This is a genomic window from Candidatus Omnitrophota bacterium (genome assembly GCA_040755155.1).
In the GTDB taxonomy this organism is placed as follows: domain Bacteria; phylum Hinthialibacterota; class Hinthialibacteria; order Hinthialibacterales; family Hinthialibacteraceae; genus JBFMBP01.
In genome coordinates, this window is record JBFMBP010000139.1 from 62,418 (window position 1) to 86,613 (window position 24,196).

The 24,196-nt window shown below is 50.8% G+C and carries 16 protein-coding genes; 4 read left to right on the forward strand and 12 right to left on the reverse strand.

Annotation, left to right across the window (positions count from 1 at the left end; genetic code table 11):
- Positions 1–36: 36 nt before the first annotated feature.
- From AB1656_21065 to AB1656_21080, 4 genes are all read right to left on the reverse strand, one after another.
- Entirely contained in the window at positions 37–903 is an 867-nt protein-coding gene (locus AB1656_21065) for an ABC transporter permease (GenBank protein ID MEW6237886.1), read from the reverse strand.
- Positions 900–1,844, reverse strand: coding sequence for an ABC transporter ATP-binding protein (locus AB1656_21070; GenBank protein MEW6237887.1), 945 nt, complete (start codon positions 1,842–1,844; stop codon positions 900–902). Before AB1656_21070 ends, AB1656_21065 begins: the two co-directional genes overlap by 4 nt.
- 31 nt (positions 1,845–1,875) lie before the next feature.
- Positions 1,876–2,772 carry an ABC transporter permease subunit gene (locus AB1656_21075; protein MEW6237888.1) on the reverse strand — a complete coding sequence of 299 codons (897 nt, stop codon included), beginning with the start codon at positions 2,770–2,772 and terminating at the stop codon, positions 1,876–1,878.
- A gap of 407 nt (positions 2,773–3,179) precedes the next feature.
- A complete protein-coding gene (locus AB1656_21080; GenBank protein MEW6237889.1) occupies positions 3,180–4,103 on the reverse strand; it encodes an ABC transporter ATP-binding protein in 924 nt (307 codons plus the stop codon).
- A 234-nt stretch (positions 4,104–4,337) separates the two neighbouring features.
- Here AB1656_21080 and AB1656_21085 point away from each other — a divergent pair, with 234 nt between their 5' ends.
- The 3 genes from AB1656_21085 (at position 4,338) to AB1656_21095 (ending at position 9,138) form a co-directional block, all read left to right on the forward strand.
- Complete coding sequence (locus tag AB1656_21085) at positions 4,338–5,066, forward strand: sigma-70 family RNA polymerase sigma factor (protein MEW6237890.1); 729 nt, start codon at positions 4,338–4,340, stop codon at positions 5,064–5,066.
- A gap of 160 nt (positions 5,067–5,226) precedes the next feature.
- Positions 5,227–5,952, forward strand: coding sequence for a hypothetical protein (locus AB1656_21090; protein MEW6237891.1), 726 nt, complete (start codon positions 5,227–5,229; stop codon positions 5,950–5,952).
- 168 nt (positions 5,953–6,120) lie between these two features.
- The gene (locus AB1656_21095) at positions 6,121–9,138 is read left to right on the forward strand and encodes a hypothetical protein (GenBank protein ID MEW6237892.1); all 3,018 of its coding nucleotides are present in this window, start codon (positions 6,121–6,123) and stop codon (positions 9,136–9,138) included.
- Positions 9,139–9,260: 122 nt separating this feature from the next.
- Here AB1656_21095 and AB1656_21100 read toward each other — a convergent pair whose 3' ends face one another.
- From AB1656_21100 to AB1656_21135, 8 genes are all read right to left on the reverse strand, one after another.
- Entirely contained in the window at positions 9,261–9,887 is a 627-nt protein-coding gene (locus tag AB1656_21100) for a metalloregulator ArsR/SmtB family transcription factor (protein ID MEW6237893.1), read from the reverse strand.
- 142 nt (positions 9,888–10,029) lie between these two features.
- Positions 10,030–11,097, reverse strand: a complete 1,068-nt coding sequence (locus tag AB1656_21105; protein MEW6237894.1) for a PASTA domain-containing protein — start codon at positions 11,095–11,097, stop codon at positions 10,030–10,032.
- 317 nt (positions 11,098–11,414) lie between these two features.
- Positions 11,415–12,761 (reverse strand): 16S rRNA (cytosine(967)-C(5))-methyltransferase RsmB, encoded by a 1,347-nt coding sequence (gene rsmB, locus AB1656_21110; GenBank protein ID MEW6237895.1) that lies wholly within the window; start codon positions 12,759–12,761, stop codon positions 11,415–11,417.
- A 122-nt stretch (positions 12,762–12,883) separates the two neighbouring features.
- Positions 12,884–13,576 (reverse strand): zinc metallopeptidase, encoded by a 693-nt coding sequence (locus tag AB1656_21115; protein ID MEW6237896.1) that lies wholly within the window; start codon positions 13,574–13,576, stop codon positions 12,884–12,886.
- Positions 13,577–13,767: 191 nt separating this feature from the next.
- Complete coding sequence (locus tag AB1656_21120) at positions 13,768–15,108, reverse strand: sulfatase-like hydrolase/transferase (protein MEW6237897.1); 1,341 nt, start codon at positions 15,106–15,108, stop codon at positions 13,768–13,770.
- A gap of 32 nt (positions 15,109–15,140) precedes the next feature.
- Entirely contained in the window at positions 15,141–18,689 is a 3,549-nt protein-coding gene (locus AB1656_21125; GenBank protein MEW6237898.1) for a DUF4175 family protein, read from the reverse strand.
- A gap of 41 nt (positions 18,690–18,730) precedes the next feature.
- Positions 18,731–19,741, reverse strand: coding sequence for an HD domain-containing protein (locus AB1656_21130; protein MEW6237899.1), 1,011 nt, complete (start codon positions 19,739–19,741; stop codon positions 18,731–18,733).
- A gap of 403 nt (positions 19,742–20,144) precedes the next feature.
- Positions 20,145–21,932: an ABC transporter permease subunit gene (locus tag AB1656_21135; protein ID MEW6237900.1), complete on the reverse strand. Its 1,788-nt coding sequence runs from the start codon at positions 21,930–21,932 to the stop codon at positions 20,145–20,147.
- 233 nt (positions 21,933–22,165) lie between these two features.
- Between AB1656_21135 and AB1656_21140 the strand changes: the two genes are divergently transcribed.
- The gene (locus AB1656_21140) at positions 22,166–23,995 is read left to right on the forward strand and encodes a heparinase II/III family protein (protein MEW6237901.1); all 1,830 of its coding nucleotides are present in this window, start codon (positions 22,166–22,168) and stop codon (positions 23,993–23,995) included.
- Positions 23,996–24,196: the final 201 nt, after the last annotated feature.

Below are 24,196 nucleotides of genomic sequence, written 5' to 3' on the forward strand. Positions count from 1 at the left end.
TTCATCATTCATCATTCATCACTTATCATTCCCAGTTCATCCCGTTTCCTGCTGGCCGCCTTTAAATTCCTTGTATTTGAGCGCTAGAACGGTGAGGACGATGCTAGCGGCGATGATGCCCAAGAGAGTAACGATCGAAACCGTTGCAGAGGAAGGTTTATGTTCGCTGAGAAGCGCGATCATAATTTCTTTTACGTCGTTGCCGCCTCCGGAAGCGAAATCCTGCCGTGGAAAAATGGATTGCAGGTAATGCTTGATGGTGAGTTTGTGGGCTGTGCCGGGAATATAAGCGGCGAAGGCGTCCCAAACAAAGAGAAGAAATGCGCCCACTTTCAAAGAATGCTTGAAAAAAATCCCTACTAGCATCATCACGGCGCCGTAGGATGCCAATCCAAGAGCGAAGATGCGCATATCCCTCAATAAAACCCTATACTCGCTGAGAATCATATCCGCCCCGGGCATCGAACCGAGAATCAGATAAACCGCTGTCAGAGAAATGCCGGTTAGAATGACGACGGAAAGAACGTATGCCATGAACTTGCCTAGGACGATGACGGTTCGAGGGATGGGGCGAAGCCGCAGAAAAATCAACGTCCCCTCGTCCACTTCCTCTGACATGACCGATAGGCCGCGCAAGAGCGAAAGCAAGGGAACCACGAATTGCATAAACATACTGGCGCTGCATAAAGTGTAGATATTGAACGGATCGCCTCCGCTCTTGGAAGGTGGAAAGCCATAGATGGCGACAATCAACCGCCAGAACAGCACGGGAAACAGTGGAATCAGCGCCACAATGGCGGGAAAGAGGATTTTCCGCCGCAGCAGCGTCATGCGCAGGTTGATCGTAATCAGGGCGGATAGTGGATAACTTACGCGAGAGAGAAAGACGGTGGATGGGTTCATTTCACTAAGTACTCGAAAACGGATTGGAGATTGTCGTCCATCGTGATCAATTGATCCACGGGAATTTGGCGGTCGAGAACGATTTCGTCGAAGCGGTTGTAGAATTGATCGGGAGACAACGTTTGCACGATCAATTCGTCCGACGTTTCGCCGAAGGATAGACTTTGCACTTCCGGGAATCCCACGAGTAGATTGGAAAGGCGCTGCCTTTCGGGAGTGATGATGCGGACGTGGCGCGGCTGTTCGTCGATCAACTCGCGGATTTCCTGCACCTCGCCTTCCGCCAGAAGCAAGCCGTGATTGAGCACCAGGATGCGGTTGGTCATCTCTTCGACCTCGTGAAGAATGTGGCTGGAGACAAGGATCGTTTTGCCCATCTGCCCATAATGGCGGATGCGCTCGGCGCATTCGTGGCGGCCTATGGGATCCATGCCGGAAAACGGCTCGTCGAGGAAGAGAACTTGGGGATCGTGCAGAATGGCTTGGGCGAATTTAATGCGCTGGCGCATGCCCTTGCTGTAAGCTCCGATCGGCTTGCGCGCCGCTTCCCGATCAAGACCCATAATAACCAGGGTTTCTTTCGCCGTTTCTAAGGCTTTGGCTTTGGGCAAGCCGTGCAGCCGGGCCATATACGTTAAAAATTCCTCGCCGGATAGGGTTTCGTAAAACGTCTCCTGGTCGGGGCAGAAGCCGAGAACTTCATAGATAGGAGAATGATCCCAGACGCAATGGCCGTCGATCTTCACCTCGCCGGTATCGGGTTCCAATTGGCCGGTCATCAACTTGAGCAGCGTAGTTTTTCCGGCGCCGTTCGGTCCCAACAAGCCGGTAACGCCCGGAGCGATGCGCGCCGACAAGTTGCTGACGCCGATCACTTCGCCGTACCACTTGGAAAGTCCTTGAATTTCGATAATAGCCATAGTATTTGATACGCTTTTCAAATCAAATTTTCGCAACCAAAACAACGCACTATCACTTCACGATCTCCACGGCGCGAATCTGCCGGTAAAGCAGCATGGAAGCCAATACGCAAAACAGCAGTAAAGCGGCTAGGTGATATCCCCAATGGATTTCGTAAGGAATTTCCTGATGGAAGATCTCCGCGCCCAGCTGGCTCCATATAGTCTGGAAGGAGACGAGCGACCACCATTCCTTGCTGAACAAAGAGGAAAACAACGGATCGTAGAATAATTGCCGAAAGATGTTGGAAATCGCAAAGGGAACGAAATAGAGGACGCAAAACATGGTCCCGGAGGATATGCGCGATTTCACCAGGGAGGATAGCGTCATAATGCTCAAAAGAATCGGGATAATCAAGATATGCGAGAAAAGGGCAATGCGCAGCATGAGGGAAACGTTGGAACTCAAGTATCCCCAATCCTCGGTAAAGAAGGCATGTAAAAACATCAAAAACAAACCGGGGACGAGCGTGATGAGATAGAGATAGAACAATACGATCGCGCCCTTGCCGAAAAGATAATCCAGACGGGTGATAGGTTTGGAAAGATAAAGCGCCAGAGCTTTCGTGCGCCGGTCTTGGGCGATGAGATCGGCGCCGAAAACGAGCGGTAAGAGAAAGCAGAAAAATTGCTGCGATTGCAGAAAATTGTAGTAGAAGCGTTCGTTCACTTTCAAAAAATCCGTTAATTCCTCCCTGATGCCCATCCATTTCAATAATTCGGCATTGGCGCTCAAATAGAGCTGGATGCTGAGAATAAAGAATACGAATAAGGATACGAACATCAGGATGCGGAACCCTTTTTCCTTCAATAGATGTCCGATCCCTTTCATGGCGATTACGCTCCAGGAAAGTGCGCGCGGGCGGTACGCTCCGGCGTAATGGCTATAAGATTGTTCGTAAACAGGCACAGCGAAACCTCCAAAAGCTTAATTCTTAATTCTTAATTCTTAATTTTTAATTCTAAATTCTTAAATCGCGTTAAGCACGATTATAAACATGATGGAGTTGTTTTGCTTTTCGGATTGAATCGCGAAGACACGAAATGAAAATGAAAAACACAAAAAAAACAAATAGCGCAAGGGATCGCGCCGTAAAAAAGGATTTTTCCGTGGAATCCAAAAGAATCCGTAATATCCGCGATTCAATAATTTCGAGAAATTCGAGCCTTTTCGTGTTTTCGTGATTCAATAACGTAAAAAAATGACGCCCTTCCTCCTCTCTTGAATGGTTTCTCCAACGAGCAGGGGGGATGCCTGCATCCAAAAGCTGCGTAACGTGAGTTTTTAATTCAAAATTCATAATCCAAAATTCAAAATCAAACACTGTCGATGGCGGAGGAAAAAACCTCTTGCAGCGTCATCTCTTCGCGGGCCATGTGGCGGATTTGCACTCCCGTCTCGCGGGCGGAAGAAAAGATCGCCTCCGTTCCCAGCGTTTCGGTCATCTTCACCTGCATCAGCCCGTCGCGCTTGTTGGCGCAGACGCCGCCGCGTTTTTCCAAAGCGGCGCGGAAAGGAGCGTTATCCCCTTTCACTCGCACTTCGTAGGAAACGTAGGCGAGTTGTTTCAGGTCTTTGATCTTTCCCGCCGTCGCCAGCTTGCCTTTGAATAAAACCATCATATATTCGCAAACCATTTCCACATCGTGGAGAAGATGGCTGGAGAGAATAACGGAAATATCTTTCTTGGTGGTAATATCCTTGATTAAATTGAGCAAATCCTTGCGTCCTTGGGGATCGAGGCCATTAGTCGGCTCGTCGAGGAGCAGCAGGCTGGGATCATGGACTAGCGCCTGCGCCAATTTGATGCGCTGCCTCATGCCGGTGGAATAGGTTTCCACCTTGCGGTAGCGGGCTTCGCCCAGGCCGCAGTAATGCAGAACCTGATGCGCGCGCAGCATGGCTTCCTTGCGTGGAAGACCGCAAAGCATCCCATTGTAGGAAACGAATTCCACCGCCGTCATGCCGGGTATATAGGTGTCATCTTCGGGCATATAACCGATCAACTGCCGGATATGAGGGCCTTGGAAGATGGAATCGTAGCCGAAGACCTTGGCGCCGCCGCTCCGGGGCTTGATGAAGCCCATGAGCGTTTTCAACATAGTGCTTTTCCCGGCGCCGTTGGGACCGAGAAGGCCGATGGCTCCGGCGGGCATCTCGATCGTCAGGTCCTGAAGAATCGCCTTAGGGCCGAAATTGACGTTAAGATGCGATAATTCGAAAGCGGATTTTATTTCCATTATGATTAAGGCTCTTCAATCGTTTAAGAAAAAATTATTCCTCGCGCTTGGGAAAAAACATGATTTTCAATGTACGTAACGCCTTCGCGAAGATTTTGTTTCGCCATGAAATTTCTACTAAAATATCGCGTATTCATTTTATACGAATAAGTACGGGCGAATATTCATTTTAAAAAAAACTTTTTTCTATCCATTTTCCCTTAAAAATATGCGCCGGCGCCTTCGTAACATATTATGAACGATAAGAGAACGCTTGAAAACAGCAATCGCTCGTTGGCAAGAAAGAATGAACGGTACGGCATGAATGCTTCAATAGCGGAAGCAGTCCAGGCGGGAAGCGCCTTAATGGCGGAAGCGGCCGAAAATCCGGATGCGCTCTCCTTGCGTTTGTGGAAAAACGGCAATATGCGGGGCTACAATGAATTGGTTCAGCGTTACGAACGCCCGCTGATTCATTTTATTCTCCGCATGATCCGCGACGCCGACGAGGCGAAGGACATTCTCCAAGAAACTTTTGTCCGATTGTATCGGTCGCTGGCCAAATTAAGGGAAGATAAAAGTTTAAAAGCCTGGCTTTACCAAACGGCCAACAATCTATGCATCGATTGGCTGCGCAAACGCAAGCCGGACAAAGTTTTCGCCGCCGATCATCAGGATCCATCCTTCCATGCGATGGTGGAAGAGAGCAGCTTGGAACGCCCTAAAAGGCCGGACGATTGTTATCAAGACCAATGGCTGCAAGAAAAAATCATCCTGGCGATGGAGCAACTGCCTAAGAAACAAAGAACCGTCATGACGCTGCGCAGCTGCAAGGGGCTGTCGATCAAAGAGATCGCCGAAATTTTGGACTGCAACGAAGGCACGGTAGGCACCACCTTGTTCGCCGCCCGCCAGAAACTAATGAAGGTTTTGAAACCGGTTTTGAGCGATTATTATGGCGAATCCTTCGCGGAAATGTTATAGATCGTTCGCGGTGGATGGATTCGAAATGGGAAAAATTGCGCATCGTTTGTTCATAGATATTTGTTAACGCCTTTCCCCCCTCGCCCTCTGGGAGAGGATTGGGGTGAGGGAAACGAAATCGAATATTGCGATGTTCCGGCAAGATAGAAGGAGCAGGGCCATGAAAGAAAAGGAACGTCCCACTCTGCAAGAGATTTCTCTCTATTACGATGGATTGCTGGAGGGGGAAGCGAAGCGGCGGGTGGAAGAATCGCTGGCGGATGGCGGCGCCAGTCAAAAGGCGCTGAAACTGTTCCAGCAATTCGATTGCGCCTTGGAGCCGAAACTGTCCGACGCCGAGATCGATAGTTTGCTCAGCGATACGGTGCAGCAAGTCCGCGTCCGGATTCACCAGGCGCCCCGCCGCAGAGAAGGGGGATGGTATTTTCTATTGAATCCCCGCTTTCTCGCCGCCGCCGTGGGATCGATTCTCCTATTCGCCTTCATCATGACGGATTGGCGGGGAACAGAGCAAGCGCCTTCCGACCAAATAACGTATGATCCGGCGGATTCGTTTGGGAATATCGAAAGGCCCGAGTTAACCTTAGTCCAACAACAAGCGATGCTAGCGGTAACGAATACCGCCAAGTCCTACCTCAGCAAAGGATTAGATTACGCTTCGGAAAAATCGTCCGTACTGAAAGATTCGCTGGCCGTTCTGCCAAAGGATATGGATGCCGTAGTGGCGGTGGATCTTCTCCGAGACGCAGGAAGCGGGAAATCCGATTCGGACAAACCTAACGGCTCCTCGACGCCCTCGAAAGCGAAAGAGACTCTAGCCTGGATGGGAAGACAATTAGTCTTAGGGCTGAGCGTATCGCTTATGACGCTGTTGTCGATTCTCTAAGGAATGATGAATGAAAAAGTAGGATGGGTCGCGTTTTTTGACCCATCTTTACGTAAGGATTGGATTAATCGATGGGTCAAACGGCATGTCCCATCCTACGATCCTTCAAATTTCAACAATCGAACGTTAATCGAAAAATATCCTATCTCCATTGGGAGTAATCGAATCATGACGCGCAAATTCATTTATTCTTTTATTTTCTTGTTTTCCTTCGTTGGATTGGCGGAAGCGGATAAAGCGCCATTCGACCGGATCGTTCCCGCCAACATTCTTTTTTACATGGAAAACAATCCCGCTTCGCCGCAAGGTCCATCTTTTCCCAAATATGAAGAAGCGTTTTCGAAATTCCTGGAAACGATGGACGATTTTCTGGAATGGCGAGTCCTAAAAGCGGAATGGCAAACCTTGCGCGAACAAATGCAAATCGTCCAAAACGGCGAAAAATTGTTCGGCGGCCAGTGGATTTTCGCCTTGTCCGGATTGGACGATTCCGTGAAACTGCCGGCGGCGATTTTCATGGCGCGGCTGGAAAAACCGGAAGAGACCGATAAAGCGATAGCGCAAACGTTTAAAAGCCTTACCGACATGTTCCCCATGCTTCAAGTTGAACAAGACGAATATTCCGGCTATCCCATCCGGTTTCTCTACGGTCCCGGACGCATTCCTGGAATGGGATTGGCTTACGCCTATGATGACGCGTCCCTCTACGCCTGCACCAGCAAGCCCAAACTGATTAAGTTGCTGGATAATATCGAATTTCAGGAAAAATGCCTGGCGGAAGACGAATCCTACAAAACCGTCGTTTCCCATCTGCCCTCCGAACGTTCCTCGACGATGTATTGGAACCTCGCTCAATTGACGCAGCCCCTGAAATCGATTACTTCCGCCATGTTGGGAACTTTAAATTTGATTCCCCAGAATGACGAGACGCCGAAAAATATTGGAGAAGCCATAGAAAAGAACGGCGGAGATGCGCCGAAGGAATTGATCGATGTATTGAGATCCATCCCCATTAGCATCCCCGATCTTCGAGAAGCTAAAGAAGCGGTAACGGTCGTCGACGCGATTCTTTCCTATTTGACCAGCGTGCAAGCGATCGGTTTTTCTACGGTTTACGATGAAAACGGCAATAAAAAAACCACGAGTTATTCGTTGTTGAGCTCCAATTGGAAAGACACTTCTTGGTCGAAAGTATTCGACCGTCCGCCCGCCGTTTTCTCCTTTGAAGATTACATGGTCAGAAATACGGGATCGTTGAGTTCGGGCAACGTCTTTGGACCGAAAGATCTATGGAATACGGTCCATGCGCTGATCGAGCCAATTCCCTTTTTGAAAGAACCCATCGAAACGGCGGAGAAATATCTCGCCGATCGCGGCATTTCGCTTGAAGAAGACGTTTTCTCCTGGATGGGGGACGAATGGTGCATCATGCGCCCGGTGATGGACCTGGAATCCGTCATGCCGATGAACAACGCGGCTTTATTGGTCAGAACGCAGGATGCGGCCAAGGCGGCGGCGGGATTGCAAAAAATTCAAGAGGGGCTTATCGGCTCGTTCGGCGATTTTCTGATCTGTTCGAAGGAAACCTATCAAAATACTCCCATCTCCACCCTGCAATTGAAACTGCCTTTTATCCCCATCACTCCCAGCTGGTGCGTCCACGAGAATGCATTCATCCTCACCAGCAGCAGCCAGTTGCTGAAGGAAATGCTGGACGTGAAGAACCAATCCGCCAGCGGCATTTTGCGCAACCGCTATTATAAAGTGTTGCGTGACAGCGTGATGCGGCCGGCGAATAAAGTTTCGTTCCAGGATAATGAGGCGGAATTCTACGCCTACCGGGAAGGCGTGCGCCGGGCCGCTTCGCTCGCTTCTCTCGGCAAAGGCGAATCGGAGGATGAAAAAGCGCTGCCCTTAATGATCTTGGACCGCGCCTCGTACTTACTCACTATTTTTCAAGCGTTAAAAGGAACGGCGAATCGGACGACGTTCGGCGGCCAGGAAATCCGTTCCGATAAAACGCAACTGATCCAGGACCTGCGCCTGGTTCCCGATACGGAAGCCGTCTTCCGTTATAAGATTTCGCTGGGGGGAGAAAAACTGATCGCGGAATTGGCGGAACAATGCGCAAAGCGGAACGATATAGCCCGCGCCGCCCGCCTCTATTCCGCTATATGCGATTTTTTCCCGAATAACGGGAAATATCTCTCACGGTTAGCGGATCTATATCGGCGAAACAACGATCCCGAATCGGCTATGAAAGTCTATGACCGGGCGTTCGCCGCCGCGCCGGAAACCGCTCTCCTCATCGGCCGCGAATTGCTGCGAAAGGACGCGGGGGCGCAGGAAATCATCGGCAATATTAAAGCCGCCGCCTCGGAAACCCAACGCATCGACGAGAAAACCGCCCTCTTCGGCGTCGCCTTGGGCAAGCGGGACGCAGGAGATCAATCCAACGCCTTGGCCTTGTTCCAAGACATAGACAATCGTTTTTCTCCAAACTCCCAGGCTCAGGCTGCGCGCAACGAAGCGGCGTTGATTCAAGGCCAGAATCCAGGAAACGCGATCCGCCTCGCCATAGCCCTCACGCCTCCTGCTATCGATGGGATCATGGAGGAATCGTGGAATAATGCGGAGGTATGGCCATTGGTCGGCGCTCCCGAAGACTGGAAAGGGGAAATCCGGTTGATGAAAGACGCCCGCAATCTCTACGTTCTCTTCTTGGGTGAAAATCCGGTTCATCCGGATGCGATAGAAAAAGAGACGTTTCAGGTGATGATCGATCCCCGCCGCGATTATACTCATGAAAGCGTATGGACGGTCGTTTTGCAACAGGATGGAGACGATTGGAAGGTGGAGAAAAGCCGAGAGCAAAAGATCGTCGATCCATTAGGAATGACGTTGAAAATAAAAGACGGCGGCGATAAAAAGGCTTTATTCAATATCATTGAAGTGCAAAATCGGCAGGAAAATCTCGAAACCGGCTGGCAGTTCGCTTTTACCCGCGACAACAACTCCTGGTATGCGGAAATGGAGATTCCCTTCGAGCAAATCGATCGGGAAAACCAATCGAAAATTTGGTTGTTCAACGCGGTTCGCGAAGCGATAAGCGAAGGCGAATCGCGCAATCAAGCGCTGACAAAAGCGGACGATCCGTTTTCCTGTCTCATGCTTCGTTTGGATTGATCGGGATTCCGTTTGCGACGATCGGAGAAATGGCGGAGCCATCCGCCGTTTCGTTTTGATCCCCCCTGCCGAGGAAAGGATCTCGGCGATTGCAGAAAGTAAAACCCTGCCGCCCCGCCACATCAGGGCTTTTTCTTTTGGATGCGATAAACGCAGGCCTTCTCGGTTTGGACGAGATGCTCCAATCTCTCGACCGGACAATTCAACAGTTGGCGGTACAATTCCAACTCATTGCGGCAAATTTCTGGGTAATTCTCCGCCACGCAATGAATCGGGCAATTGTGTTCTTTCAAGATAAAATAATTCTCTTCCTCTTCCATCTCCGCCATATAGCCCTCTTCCTCGCGCAAATGCGTAAGGGTCTCGACCTTCTTTTTTAAATCGTCGCCATTAAGAAGAGGAGCGTATTTCTTCAGTAGTTTTTCCCGGCGGTAGTTGAGGACTTTTCCGATTTTATCCCGGCCATCCAATTCTTCCAAATTCCGCAGAAGATCCACAATGAAATTGGAATAACTTTGGGGGAAAAATAGATCCGATTTTTCCGACAGTTTAAAATAAAGGGCTGGACGTCCGGCTTTCTGCCGCACGAATTCCGACTCGATGTAGGAATCCCTCTCCAAGGCGATGAGATGTTGACGCGCTCCCATGGTCGTAAATCCAAGAATCTCTCCCACCTGGCGAGCCGTCATCCTTCCGTTTTTTTTCAGAAGGGTCAATATTTGGAGGGACGTGGATGGTTCTTTTTTCATTATTCCAAATACCGTAAACGAATTAAAAAAACATTAATGGAAATTTAATAAAAATCAAACCATTTTTGGGAAAATCTTGCCAAAATTGCATTGTTAGCTATCCCTTATCGCGCGATAGAGCGAAATCTGTCCTCTCCACCTCTTATCGATTCGTTGAGGGATAGTATTGCGCCGTTAAGGGATAAGCAAAAGAAAGCGAATTTTCGTCCCACCCTTCCATCAATCCCGCCCACGCATCGCCGGAAACGGGAATCCAAACGTCAATATCCTCGGACCAAGGCGATATCTCCAGCGGGAAAAGCAAAGGACGATTCGAGACGGAAACCGTCTCGTCCCACACGGAAACCGTCTCGTCCCACACGGCGATATAGAATTGGCCGGAAAGGGATGGATAGGGTAAAGGAAAAACGATGTGAATCATCCGCGGGAGAGCGATTTCCGTTCCGCTGGAGCCGACGTCAATCGCGATCGGCTCGCCGGTCTCGCCGGTAACGATTTTGGCCCCAGGCTCAGGATTTTGCTTGAGGATGATATTCCATTGGGAGGATTCGGTTTTTACATAGTGGATGTTTTCTTTTACCAGGGGAAAAGGTTCCATTTCCGGGCGATTGAGTATTTCGTCTACATGGACGCCGATCAATTTCGGCATAATATATTCTTCCGGCTGAGGTCCCAAACTGACTAGAAGGTTGATTTTTTTTCCGATGACAAGCCTCCGTCCATAGGGCGGATCCTGGAGAATCACCGTTCCTTTGGGATAGGTGGGATGGTAGACGAAGGCTCGTTGGCCCAATTCCAAACCTGCGCTGCGGATCATTCCCGATATCTCTTCCAGGCGGGCGTCGGTGAGATCAGGTATGAGGATTTCCTGAGGACCGGCGCTGACGGTGATCGCAACGCTGCGTCCCTTTTTAACGAACGTATCCGGATAGGGACGCTGTTCGATGACGATGCCCGGCGGGGCGTTGTCGCTGACGACTTCTTTGACCGGCAAATGGGGAATAAGCTCGTTCTCCACCAGCAATTCCACGGCTTCCGATTTGGTCAGGCCATACAACCGGGGAACCGTTACTTCTTCGCCGCGAATAAGATAATCCATTAGCCATATGCCGCCGCCTGCGATTCCGGCGACGAGCAGCCCTATAAACAATACAATCAAGAAAAATCCATTGATTAATCGCAGAATCGCTTTGGAGATTTTCTTTATCATTGATTTTTGACGAATTAGCTATTGCGGACGATTTTTGAGGCTCTTGCAAAACTATATTATTCCTCCCCCAAGCTTGGGGGAGGTTAGGAGGGGGTTGAGATAAGTTAAACAAAATCAACCCCCCTCTAACTCCCCCCAAGCTTGGGGGGAGAATGGAAAAGAAAATTATACCATTTTTGCAAGAACCTCTTTTGTTACGCTTTTTTATAGAGAAACAAAGAAATTATATCTTTTTCTTGCGCGCTTGGGAACATAATGAATGGGGTAAACGAAACAAAAAATGAGAAATAGCGATTTGAATATCTTATATCTCTACGTTATTCCTTCTTACGCAAACGGGCGGCGAAAGCGCCGTCCAGATTCCATCGTTGAGGAACGAGGCGCATCCATCCTTCCACTGCTGTGGTCTCGCATAAGGCTTCCGGTAAAAAAGGCGCCGCCGGTTCGATTTCATAGCTGGGATGACGGTTCAAAAAACGCTCAACGGTTTTCTCGTTTTCCTCTGGAGAGAGAGTGCAAGTAGAATAAACCAAAACGCCGCCCGGCTTCAAATAAGGATGCACTTTCCCCAGCATCCGCTGCGCTTGTTCGGCGGAGTGCTTTTCTTCTTCCGGCCGCAGCCGCCAGCGCAGATCGGGATGGCGGCGGAAAGCGCCCCAGCCCGTACATGGAGCGTCTAACAGAATGGCGTCAAAGTCGCCAAATCCGGCGGGAGGATCACCGCGCAAAACGTCCAACAATAATGGTTTTATACAAGAGAGGGAAAAGCGTTTTTGCTGATCCCGCAATAGATCCAAGCGAAGTTCGCTGCGATCCGAAGCGGCGATTTCACCCTGATTCCCCATCATATCGGCGAGGAAAAAGGTTTTCCCGCCGGGAGCGGCGCAAACGTCCCATATTTTCCAACCGGCTTTGGGCGCAAGCAGCATCGGAACCAGCATCGCAGCGCCATCTTGCACGGCCCATTCTTCGCATTGCAACGCATCTGGTTTTAAATGTTGGTCGGGAGCAATCTGAATGCGGTTGGGAAACCTTTCATCCCGTTCGAAGACGATTTCCAACGAGCGCAGTTTTTCCAACGCCGCCGTTTCGTTTCCTCTCAGGCGCAGGGAAAGGGGCGCGCGTTCGTTGTTGAAGCGGCAAAACGCTTCGGTTTCCTCTTCCCCCCAAAGATCGAGCCAGCGTTCCACTAGCCATTGGGGATGGGAATGATGCGCCGCCAGATGCACCGCCAGATTCTCCTCGCGTTTGGGATAGGGAATGACGTCCACTTCCCGCTGTAGACGCCGCAGGATGGCGTTGACGGCGGAAGCTAAAGCGGGCAGACGGCGGCGCCGCGTCAGTTCCACGGCGTCAGAAAGGACGGCGTAAGCGGGAGCGCGATCAAGAAAGAACAATTGATAGACGGAAAGTTCCAAGATTCTTTTTACCGCATCGGGCAGGCCGTCGAAATTTTTGGCGGCGTAACGCAAAACATGGCGGATGCGTCCCAGCCAGCGGCAAGTTCCCGATACGATTTCGCGCGCCAGAGCGAGGTCTCGGGCATCGCGGCATTGTTCCTCCAAAGCAGGGAGGACTTCCAACAGAATCCGCTCCTCCGTCAACACCTTATCCAGAACGAAAAGCGCGGCGCAACGAGCGGGAGAAGGCGGTTTTTTCGGCATAATTCGAATAAAACAGGGGATCGCCTGCTAGCAAGCTGCCTGCGATCCCCGGCAAAATCTTCAAGAATGTATAGTAGGGTGGGCTAAAAGCGAAGCGTAGCCCACCATTTTGACTAGTTGCATCAATCCCGGTTGCCAAAAATAATCATGGCGTAGTAAAGCAAAGTCAGTATAGAACCGACAGCCGCCGCCACATACGTCAACGCCGCCGCGTTGAGAACCTTGCGGGTTCCAGCATTTTCTTCCTCATTAACGATGCCATACTCTGTCAGACAAGCGAGCGCCCGGCGGCTGGCGTTGAATTCGACAGGCAGCGTGATGATGGTGAAAAGCACGGCGCAAGCGTACAATACCAAGCCAATTAGAGCGATGGTAAAGCCCGTCGCGCCAAGCTGGAACAAAGTGGCGGCGAATAAACCAATAAAAATCAATCCCATGCCCAAATTGGACCCAACGCTAGCGATAGGGTAGAATCCCTGCCGCAACTGCAAAGCAAAATAGCCGCTTTTGTCCTGCAGCGCATGGCCTGCTTCGTGAGCGGCGACGCCGACGGCGGAAATGGAGGCGCTATTATAAACCGGTTCCGACAAGCGCAAAATCTTGCTGCGCGAGTCGTAATGATCGGTCAAAGCGCCCGCTATGCGCTCGATGGGAATATTCTGCAAGCCGTTAGAGTCGAGAATATACCGCGCCGCCTGGGCGCCGGTAATGCGCCGCCGGATGGGAACTTCGCTGAATCGCCGGAACGTCGCCTGAACGTTTTTGCTGGCGATAGCCATTATCAGAATGATAAAGATCATTAAAATGAATTCCATGATAGGAATCTCCTTTCTCCACGAGAGAGGCCGTTCGTTTCTTTATTATACTCTATTACGATAGAACGGCGAATAAGTTACCGCGTGAAATGACGTTATTTCCCAAAAGAATATCGTTGGTTTTTCGAAAAATTCCTTTTGCGAGCATATCCTTTTTCGCGCGGAATTGCATGGATCAATACATGTAAACGTCAATGGGTATGGAAGCGTTGCAAGGAATCGGCGAGTTTCTTTTTGATCGGAGCATAAGCGGAATCCGCTGCGAGGTTCTTAATCTCTCCCGGATCGCGATCCAAGGCGTACAGTTCCTCGCCGCCTTGAAGATAAAGATTGTACTTCCATTCTTTCGTTCGAATTGTATTAATGGGATTGATCCATTTTTGCTTGCCGTAATATTCCGCATAAATTTCTTTCCGCAAGGGTTGATTTGGCTGGCTGAACAAGGGACATAAACTTATCCCCGGCAATGGTTTCGGCCAGGCGATCCCGCTCATTTCGCAGAGAGTGGGAACGATATCGATAAGGCTGACAAGCGAATCGCTGACGCCGCCCTGAGCAAAGCGTTGGGGATAGGATAAAGTCAGCGGAACGTTGAGCAGTTCGTCGTACATGAACGGCCCCTTGAAGGGCAGCCGGTGAGCGCCAGCCATATCGCCATGATCGGACGAATAGATCGCTACAGTATCCTCGCTTTGCCCTTTAGCCTCTAAAGCATCGAGGATGATTCCGATATGGCTGTCCACCTTCTCAATGAGATTCAGGTAATAACTTCGATAACGCAGCCACTCTTCTTTTCCCCAATTCAGAGTAACCTTGCCTTGGTCTTTTTCCAAATATTGGCGCTGTGGCGCCGGTTTCCCAGCAAGATCGTCATGGAAATTATCGGGAAGAGTCACGTTGTCGCAGATAGGTTCTTGTATGTGATTCGAGATTTGATATATATCATGTGGATTGATGAAGGAAACGACCAGCAGCCAAGGCGTCTCCTCTTGGTTCCGAATCCAATCCGCCGCCGCATTAGCCAGTTCCTCGCCCCGCAAAGCGCTGCCGTCATGCTTGTTCGGAAAGCCGAAAGCACCCAATCCATTCTCATCATTACCCAAATGCCACTTCCCCAAATAGCCCATAATATATCCTTGATCGCGAAAGACGCTCCCAAGGCAGGGAATCGAGGGAGAAAGCGGTTTGCCCAACGAACCGGAATCCACATTCGCCACAACGCCCGCCTGGTGAGGATTAAGACCCGTTAAAAGTGAGGCGCGCGAGGCGGAGCATTGGGGCGTCGCGCAAAAGGCGTTCGTGAAGCGCATTCCCCGCGCCTCCAACCGCCGCCGGTTGGGCAGACGCAGCCAGGATCGGGAAATCCGCTCCGTCTCCTGATCGGAAAGCAGAATCAAGACGTTAGGCCGCCGGGAAGACTTCTCCAATCCCGCAAGCGAGAAGGGCGCCATCGCGGAAACGAAAGCCGATGCGCTGGTCAATAGAAATTGACGGCGGGTTAACATGGTTTGAACTTCGTTTTTTCTGTTCAAGCAGAAGACTCCTTATAATAGGAGAACAGACCTCATCTCCCCGTCTCTTCCGCCAAGCGCACATAAAGGTATTTCAACGCTTCTCGGTATTGCGGGGGGATGTTTTCCGGCAGGGGGCGATCGACGGCGCGGCGCATTTTTTCTTTCAGCGTCATGGCGTAATCGCCGCTGGGCTGAGCGCCTTCCGTCCCGGTTTTCGCCGTCTCTTCCTTGCGGTCTTTGCCGTACTGGTCTTCTTCCTGCATGGTTCCGGCTTCCAACATGCGCGTGAGGATGCGCTTTTGCTTATTCTGCACCTCTTCGTTGTTTTGCCCGTCCTTCAGCAGTTTTTCTACTTCGCGCATTTCGTCGTAAATGCCTTCCAGGCGGTTGCGCAGCTGCTTCGAGTAGCGGTATTGCCGCATCATCTTTTCAATCTCTTGGCGGATGGCGGCCTGGCGCTGCGCCATTTCTTGGAGTTGTTGCAGCATCTCCTTTCCCTTCTCTCCCATCTTCTGCAATTGCTGCATCATCTGGTTCAAGTCCTGCTGTTGGGAAATCATCTGCTGCATTTGCTGCTGCAAATCCTGCGATTGGGCCATTTGCTGCTGCATGGATTGCATGTCCTGCATCATCTTGCTGACAGCCGTATTGAGCGCCATCATCGATTGGCGCGTTTCGTGCAGACCCACCCATTGCACGCCCTGCCCCGCGTCTACCGCCTTTTGCAGCCGTTCTTCGCCGCGCCGCAAAAACGCTTCCACATCCCGGCTCATGAAGGGATTGCTTTGGGATAGCGCCGTCCATTCGCCCTCGATGCGCCTCAATTCCCGATGGAAAGCGCTGGCGCGGCGCAGAGCTAGCGACGCGGCTCCCCGGCCTAGAGGCGATTCTGTCAGCGATTCCATCTGCTCGGAAAGGAACAAGCCGCGATCCACCAACCGCTTGAGGGCGGTCATATCCATCTGCATGTTCATTCCGCCCAAATCGAACGAATTATCCTGAAGTTCCTGCGCCATTTCCTGCAATTGGTTCTGCGCATTTTGTTGATGGGGCTGGGCTTGTTGGCTTTGACCTTGTTGCAGTTTCTGCGTCGCCTGCGCCAGTTCGTTTTGCAGATTCTGCGCCATGGCCTTTTCCGCCATTTCCTGGAGTTTTTGGGAAATGACGGGATTTTTCTCTTGCAGATTTTTTTGCATCCCCTGCATCTTTTGCATCATCTCATTTGCGTCTTTTTCCAGGTTGCGCTGCCGTTCCGCCAGCATGGATTCCTGGTTTTCCAATTCTTTTTTCTGGGCTTTCAGTTCCTCCAGTTTTTGGGCGGCTTCATCGCTTTTAGCAGATTCGTCTCCTTCTTTTTTGCCCTCATCAGGACTTTTTTCGCTGGCGTTTTCGCCGGTTTTAGCGGCGTTTTCCGCTTCTTTTTCCGCCTGCGCGATTTGATCGTCCAAAGATTGCTTGGCTTGCGCGATTTCTTCCGTCTCTCTTTTCAAATGTTCCTGGCGCTGGGCGAGTTCTTCCGTCATTTGGCGCAGCCCTTCCAATTGGCGGACGTCGTAAGCGTCCTCGAGCATATTCAGCGTACGTTCCAGTTGCTGTTCGAAATTCTCCATAGAAAAATTCAAATCCTGCAATTGTTCCGCATTGATCTGCTTGGAAAGTTGTTCGACGGTCTGCTCGAGTTTCTGCATGACCTGCATACTGTCTTTATCGAGTAATTCCTTGAGCAAATCCTGGATGCGCGTCATTTTTTCCAAAGTTTCGGGAGTGAATCCCTGCTGCTTTTGTTCTTCCGGGGAAAGATTCTCTTCGGCGGATTGTTGATATTTTCCCAATTCCTCTTCGATTTTTTTCGCTTCTTCGACCAGCTGCTCCTGCCGATCCTTTAAGGCTTCCAGGTCTTTTTTCTCCATCCAAAGGTCTTTTTCGCTCTCTTCGTTATCGGCGGCGTTTTCGATTTTATCCTCTACGTTGCCCAGCGTTTTTTTGACGTCTTCCGTTATCTGCTTTTGCTCTTCGACCACGTCGCTCAAACCGCCGACCTGCTGCGATTCCGATTCGTCCAGATCGGAGAGAAGATCGACGAGCGAGAGATAGCGGACGATATTCGTCGAAGAACGCCCCATTTTGGGGCCGTCAATTTGATCGCCATCCCACGCCGTGAAATAATAGGACGCTTCGTCGCCGGGGAACATCATCAACGGTTCCATATCCCAATCGAACGTCAGGAAAAATTGCGTCGCCGAACCGACGTCTTTGGCCGTTTCCTGAGTATACGCCCAAAGAAATTCCTCCTTAGCCGTATTTTGATTGTTATTCACGGCGTAGTGAAAATAGATGCGGTGCACGGCGTAATCGTCGCTGGCGCGCACTTGCAGCCGCTGTTTCATGGCGGCGGGCATAGGAATGACGGCGGGCGGTTGAAGAATGGCGATTTCCGGCGTCGCGTCCGGAATAGCCGTTAATTTATAGCCCCGTCCGTTGTTGGATAAGCCATGTTCGTCCGTCAGTTGAAGGGAATATTCGCCCGATCGATCGGCGGTGAATGCGGCGAATATCGTTTTCCCAATGACCTCGGCGGGGCGGCTTTCTTCGTTCCAGAGAAACGAAGCCGATTGCAACGGTTCTGTCGCCGTGGCTTCGATGACGATGCGGCTGTTGCGTAAAACCGATATAGGACGCAGTCCCGATAGGACCTCCGGTGGACGCGCCGTATAGGACGGCGGCGTTATGGTAATGACTCCTTCCGCTAATACGGGAGGATCGAGGGGAATGGCGAAGCCTTGGTTTGAAATGGAGCCGCCGGCGGAGAAAAAATATTCCATTCGTTCATGCAGCGCGGGCACGGAAAACGCGATGCGGCTTCCCAAGACCGCCGCCGGATACGTCTTCCAGCCGGAAGCATTCGCCAAATGAATAAAAGCGGAACTGGCGAAATTGCCGTCGCGCCGGACGGCGGAAAGCATAACCGGTTCCCCCCGCGCCGCTTGAACGGCGCTTGACGTAACTAACGCCGCCGGTTCGACCGAGGTTCCGCGAATGTAAAGCGCCTGAACGATTCGATCTAGCCGTTCTCGCGCCAAATCACCTCGTATGGAATAATAAAGACCTGAAGAGATTGAAACAGCGAGAAAAACGATTGCCAGGACGATGGAAAGCGATTTTTGTTCTTCCTGGCCGATGCGTTCGAGATAGCCCGACAGCCAGCGGTCGTCGGCTTCCAGCAATTCGGACGAATAGCCAAGTCGTTTAATCTCTTCGGGATGTTTCTCCGCATAGATCATTAGCGAAGAGCGATTCGCTGCTTCGGGGTGGCGTTCCTCCCATTGGCGAAAATACGATGCAAGGCGGATTCCATGAGAAGCCCATTCCAAAACATACCGATATAACGTCCTCAAAAATACAACTGCAATCAAAAGAAAAACGATATTGATCGCCAGATTGCTCAGGCGAAAAATCTCCGCCGAAAAATATAAAAATTGCAGGCCCAAAAGACCGCCCGTCAACGCCAATAGAATCAGTTCCAACAAGCGTCGGCTAAAATTCCGCCGGTAAAGGCGATGAAAATGGGCGGGGCTGAGCCACGGCTTATACGACGTCATAAAATTCGTCCGCTTTCCATCCATCCGCGAAATGGGAAATGTTAATCTTCATCCCTATCATTTTGGCTTGGCGAATGGTTTTCTCCAAGGTACAAATAGCGCTGGATCAGGTTGACGTAGCCAGTCCATTCCTTGGCGCCGCTTTCGGCCTTGTCCATTTCCCGTTCGTAAGCGGCCATCTGGGCGTCCATATTTTCGATGTGGTGCAGCAGGTTGGCTTCAAGCGTCATGGGGAGAATAGGAGAGCGCTCGACTTCGCCGTGGTGAGATAAGATGACATGCAACAGCCGGCGGCGTTTTTCCGGGGGAAAATCTGGCAAGCGATCCATCAGATTTTCCGCCAAGGCCGTCCCCATGTAAATATGCCCCAAGAGCCTGCCGTCGGTGCTATAATCGATGCGGTAGTGGTAGACGAATTCCCTCATTTTTCCCGCGTCGTGAAAGACGGCCCCGGCCAGAAGCAGATCTTCCGCCACGCGGGGATAATTGGGCGCAATGGCTCGGCACAAGCGCATGACGCTCAGCGTATGCTCCAACAATCCATGCAAGTAGGGATGATGCCACATCTTGGCGCCGGGCGCGCGGCTGAATTCTTGCCATAGGCTCTCGTCCTGGCGAAAGGCTAGCAATAAGGCGCGGTAATCCTCATCCTTCATCGTCTCCAACATCCCATCGAATTCCGCCGCCATCTCTTCTAGCGGCTTGAGCGAAGCGGGAAGAAAATCCGCCGGGTCCAAATCTTCCGGCGCGGGTACGGCTTGGATGCTTCTCACCGTGATCTGCGTATCGTTCTGGTAGGAATTGACTTTTCCGGCGACGGAGACGAGATCGCCCTCGCGCAGCCGCTTGTACGCCTCCTCGGCGCCGCCCCACAAGACGGCGGAAACTTTCCCCGTCTTATCTCCCAGCCGCAGGTTCAACAACTGCCCCTTGTCGTATTCCCGCAAGGCGATGCGGGTAATGACGAATAGGGATTGCACGTCTTTACCCACTTGCAGTTCGTTGACGTAGATTTTCTTGGTTTTATTCTCTTCTGGAAATAAAGAATCCATCCTCGGCCTCGAATCGTAAAGATATGTGATTGTACTCAATCCCCTTTGAAATGGTTCCTCGGCATAACTCATGTTGCCGAGCCAATATTTTCATGTCCTCGGAAAAATCATTCCAAAAAGGCGTTGAGGTTCCCATGATTATGGCTCTTTCGATACGCAAAAAGAATCGAATGCCGCGAAATTCCTTCTCCCAGCCTTGAAAGGCAGGGCTATTGTCAAATGCCCCTTTAAAGGGGCAAACGAGAATAGCCCGCCGTTTCAACGGCGGGTTTAGGTAGGGATTCCTTTTTCGCGTCTTTCTTTTTCTTTCGCGTTTTCGTAATTCAATACGATGCGAAAACAATCTCAACCTGCTTTTCATCGCGCGTAACATAAATTTATAACTTGTTGCGCCCGCGCCTGGTTATTCTCTCTTTTTAATATAGCCGCAGGCGCCCCACATGAATATGGTTCCAAGAACGATCAAAGCGATGGAATGGACGAATAGGATGGCGTAATGAATCCCATTCCATTCGATCGGCGCGGGAAGACTGAGGGGAGAGAAAAAATAAAGGTAATTGTAAATCGCATTCAACCACGGGTGTTCTTTGATATTCATCGTTTGGAAAGGATTGAAAACGACCGCCGTCATCATAATCGCGGCCGTGACGAGGTAGGGGATAATGGCATGAAGCATAACGGTCCCGAAGGTCTTGCGGGAAGGTGAAATGCCGTCATCGCGGGACAAACTGGAAAACATAATCCCCAAGCAAGTATAAAAGTAGATGCAGCACAGATAAAACGAGAGGAGAAAAAACAAATCCGTTAAATAATAGCGATTGGGCCAACGATTATGCCATAAAGCGAAAAAGAAATTGGCCAGATAATAAAAAATGAACAAAGCCAAAATGGGATAAACGGATTGCTTGAAATGGCCGAAGACTTTGCCGCGAATAATGCTGATGGAGGGTATGGTAGTGGTTCGCAGCAAAGGCCAGGTTTCGCGCCGCTTCTCCACGGTTATGGAATGGCTGGGAGCGATATGGGAAAAGAAACAAGTAATGGCCGCCGAGAGCGAGGCGATGACGACTCGCACGTGCATAAAATCGTTAACATCATGGCCTCCGCCCGTCGCCGCCCAAAATACCCATGCAATCAGAAAAGAGATGATGGCCATGGCGATTATGAGCGTTCGATCCTGCGTAAGCAATTTGCGGTTATAAAACAATGTCTCTTTTTGATAAGCGGCTTTTCCCAAGGCGTCGAAAAAGGGTTGTATGGAATCCTCAATAGTCGCATTTTTCGCGTTTTGGGATGATTGATTTCGGCGCGGAAAGATATTCCAATTGAATCGCGCCGAGAGAAGCGGTCCCAATAAATGAAATAAATACGCCGTTATCAGAAAGAGAATCAACGCAAGCAAGAGATTTACGAATCCGGAGACTACGCCCGGATTGTCGGCGAAAAACTTGAGAATGTAACTTCTCGACTTGCCGCCCCCTGGAACTACGCTGGAAATCGACATAGGAACGTTCACAAGGACGATGGCGGCGAAAGGATTGATAGCCAATTCCAATCCAAAACCGCTCCAATCTTGAGCTGTGGATTTGGCTAACATGATTTTTAAGATTTCCCATATATAACGGAAGGCATAAGGCCCCAAAATCAATAAGATCAACAAGCCGATAGATACCCGGCTGGCGGAGGCAGTAGAGACGGAAAACAGAGAAACGAAGACGCCCATCATCACCGCCAACACGTAAAAACCGAAAATGGCGCTGAAGCATTGCGCCATATCGTTGATCGATATGCCCCCGATGAGGAAGCAAATAGAAAGAAACGGCAGAATGGCGGCGGCGAACAATAAGGCGTAGACCAGGTTGGCGGCGCATTTTCCCCACAAAATCGATAATCGCCTCAACGGCGACGTCAGCAGCAAGTCAAGCGTATCCGCCTCCCGCTCGTGAACGATTCCGGCGGATGCCAACGCCGATAAGGGAAATCCGAATAAACATAAAATATAGATGAGGGGAAAAAAGATTGTCCGGCCATCTCGGTGATCGATCGTCCACGAACGCATACCCACATAATAATTGAAGCAAAATATCAAGCCGGTAATCGATAATACAAGGAAGAGGCTTCGAAAAGCGCGGGGCGAACGCAAATGCCGGATCAATTCGCGAAAAACGACGGGATTGGTTTGCCAATTCATCAAGCGTTCCCCCCATACATGTTGGAACTAGCCGTAACAATTCTTCTTTACATAGGTTATACGATCAATCCCCGTTCGTCAGGGACGATGAACTTGACTCAAAAAAGAAACCCGGCGCCGTTCGCTTGCGACATATAGAAAAAAAGCTTATAAACGAACGACATGACGGCGATTAGCCATGATTCGCCGAAAACCGCTCGCTCAATACTCTTTATTGGAAAGGGAAACCGATTATGCGCCGATGGCTTATTCGATTAGGGATGGCGTTCTTTTTCGCTGCTTATTCCACCGTCCTGCTGCCTGCCATGGAAAAGGGCGATATTCTTAAAACGCTGAAAAAATCGCATCCGCGCCTGATTCTTACTGACGAGCGCGTTGCGGAAATCAAGCAACTGATCGCCAAGGACAAAACCGCCGGCAAAATCTATCGCGATCTCCAAGCGGAAGCCGATCGGATCATGAAAGCCGCGCCGGTGGAGTATAAACTCGAAGGTCCGCGCCTGCTTTCTCAAAGCCGCCGCTGCCTGGATCGGTTGTATACTCTCTGCCTGCTTTACCGTTTAGATAAGAAAAAGGAATACATCGACCGCGCCCGCGCCGAAATCTACGCCGCCGCCAATTTTCCCGACTGGCATCCGCCTCATTTTCTCGATACGGCGGAAATGACCCACGCCTTAGCCATCGCCTACGATTGGTTCTATAACGATCTTTCTCCCGCCGAACGCAAAGTAATCCGAACGGCGTTGATCGAAAAAGGATTCGAACCTTACCTCCGCGCCTGCCGGGAAAATACATGGTGGAGCGTTTGCAGTCATAATTGGAATCAGGTCTGCAACGGCGGCGTAGGCGTCGCCGCCCTCGCCGTAGCGGACGAAGAGCCGGAAATCGCGTCCGATATCCTAAACTTCGCCTTGGAAAACATCAAAATCGCCCTGAAGGAATACGCCCCCGATGGGGGATGGAACGAGGGACCGGGATATTGGCACTACGCCACCCGCTACACAGTCTATTTCCTTGCTTCGCTGCAAACGGCGCTGGGGACGGACTTCGGCCTCTCCGCGATGGAGGGCATGGATCGAACCGGCTTTTTCCGCATGGATTTCACCGGACCAACCAACTTGACCTTCAATTACGCCGACGCCAGCCCCTACGCGGGCGGAGCGGCGGAAATGTTCTGGATGGCGGATCGCTACGATAAACCCGTTTACGCCTGGCATCAACTCCAGCGGCTGAACCATCCTGAAGCGTTGGATTTAGTCTGGTACACGGCGAAGGGTGAGGATCCATCCCAAAGTGGTTTACCCATCGACGCCTTTTATCGCGGCGTCGACGTTGCCTTCTTCCGCAGCGCCTGGAACGATCCCAACGCGCTCTTTGTTGGCTTCAAGGGAGGCGACAATAAAGCCAACCATAGCCATCTCGATCTCGGCGGCTTCGTATTGGACGCCGATGGAATCCGCTGGGCGGTAGACCTGGGTGGCGACGATTACAACCTGCCTGGTTATTTTGGAAGCAAGCGTTGGACTTATTTTCGTCTCAACACCCATAGCCATAATACGATCATGATCGACGGCCAGAACCAAGACCCCAAAGCGGCGGCGCCCATCGTCCGCTTCGATTCCAAGCCGGATTGGGCTTTCGCCGTGGCCGATCTCTCCGCCGCCTACGCCTCTCAGGCGAAAAAAGTCGTTCGCGGAATCGCGATGGCGGATCGTAAGCGCATCCTGATCCAAGATGAAATCAACGCCCTAAATCCTTCTGTCATCGAATGGAGCATGTTGACGCCCGGCGAGATTCAAGTCGACGGTTCAACTGCTATATTGAAAAAAAGCGGCAAAACGCTCCAAGCGGAGATTCTATCCCCCGCCGGCGCTGCGTTCCATATCGAATCCGCCAATCCGCCCGCGCCGGAAAAGCAGCAGCCAGACATTAAGAAACTCGTTGTTCGTCCAGCGGGAAAAACGGAAAATTGCCGCTTCGCCATTCTCCTGACGCCCTGTTCCGATGGCGCCCAGCCGCCAAAATTCTCAAAGCCTATCGTTCCTCTAGACGAATGGAGATGAATCGATTCTATTTTACGTTAGAATTTTTTTCTCCAATGAGGCTCTTGCAAAAAGGATAAAGTCTACGCTTTAATTCTCCCCCCAAGTTTGGGGGGAGTTAGAGAGGGGGGGTGATTTTATTAGGCTTAAGATAATCCCCTCCTAACCTCTCCTACGCTTGGGGGAGGAATAATGGAGTTTTGCAAGAGGCTCTAATGGCAG

Excerpts from the sequence above, each read along its gene's own strand:
- AB1656_21085 (MEW6237890.1), top strand. The coding sequence starts at position 4,338 with ATGAACGATAAGAGAACGCTTGAAAACAGCAATCGCTCGTTGGCAAGA.
- AB1656_21100 (MEW6237893.1), bottom strand. The coding sequence starts at position 9,887 with ATGAAAAAAGAACCATCCACGTCCCTCCAAATATTGACCCTTCTGAAA.
- AB1656_21135 (MEW6237900.1), bottom strand. The coding sequence starts at position 21,932 with ATGAATTGGCAAACCAATCCCGTCGTTTTTCGCGAATTGATCCGGCAT.
- AB1656_21125 (MEW6237898.1), bottom strand. The coding sequence starts at position 18,689 with ATGACGTCGTATAAGCCGTGGCTCAGCCCCGCCCATTTTCATCGCCTT.
- AB1656_21090 (MEW6237891.1), top strand. The coding sequence starts at position 5,227 with ATGAAAGAAAAGGAACGTCCCACTCTGCAAGAGATTTCTCTCTATTAC.
- AB1656_21105 (MEW6237894.1), bottom strand. The coding sequence starts at position 11,097 with ATGATAAAGAAAATCTCCAAAGCGATTCTGCGATTAATCAATGGATTT.
- rsmB (MEW6237895.1), bottom strand. The coding sequence starts at position 12,761 with ATGCCGAAAAAACCGCCTTCTCCCGCTCGTTGCGCCGCGCTTTTCGTT.
- AB1656_21065 (MEW6237886.1), bottom strand. The coding sequence starts at position 903 with ATGAACCCATCCACCGTCTTTCTCTCTCGCGTAAGTTATCCACTATCC.
- AB1656_21095 (MEW6237892.1), top strand. The coding sequence starts at position 6,121 with ATGACGCGCAAATTCATTTATTCTTTTATTTTCTTGTTTTCCTTCGTT.
- AB1656_21140 (MEW6237901.1), top strand. The coding sequence starts at position 22,166 with ATGCGCCGATGGCTTATTCGATTAGGGATGGCGTTCTTTTTCGCTGCT.
- AB1656_21130 (MEW6237899.1), bottom strand. The coding sequence starts at position 19,741 with ATGGATTCTTTATTTCCAGAAGAGAATAAAACCAAGAAAATCTACGTC.
- AB1656_21115 (MEW6237896.1), bottom strand. The coding sequence starts at position 13,576 with ATGGAATTCATTTTAATGATCTTTATCATTCTGATAATGGCTATCGCC.
- AB1656_21080 (MEW6237889.1), bottom strand. The coding sequence starts at position 4,103 with ATGGAAATAAAATCCGCTTTCGAATTATCGCATCTTAACGTCAATTTC.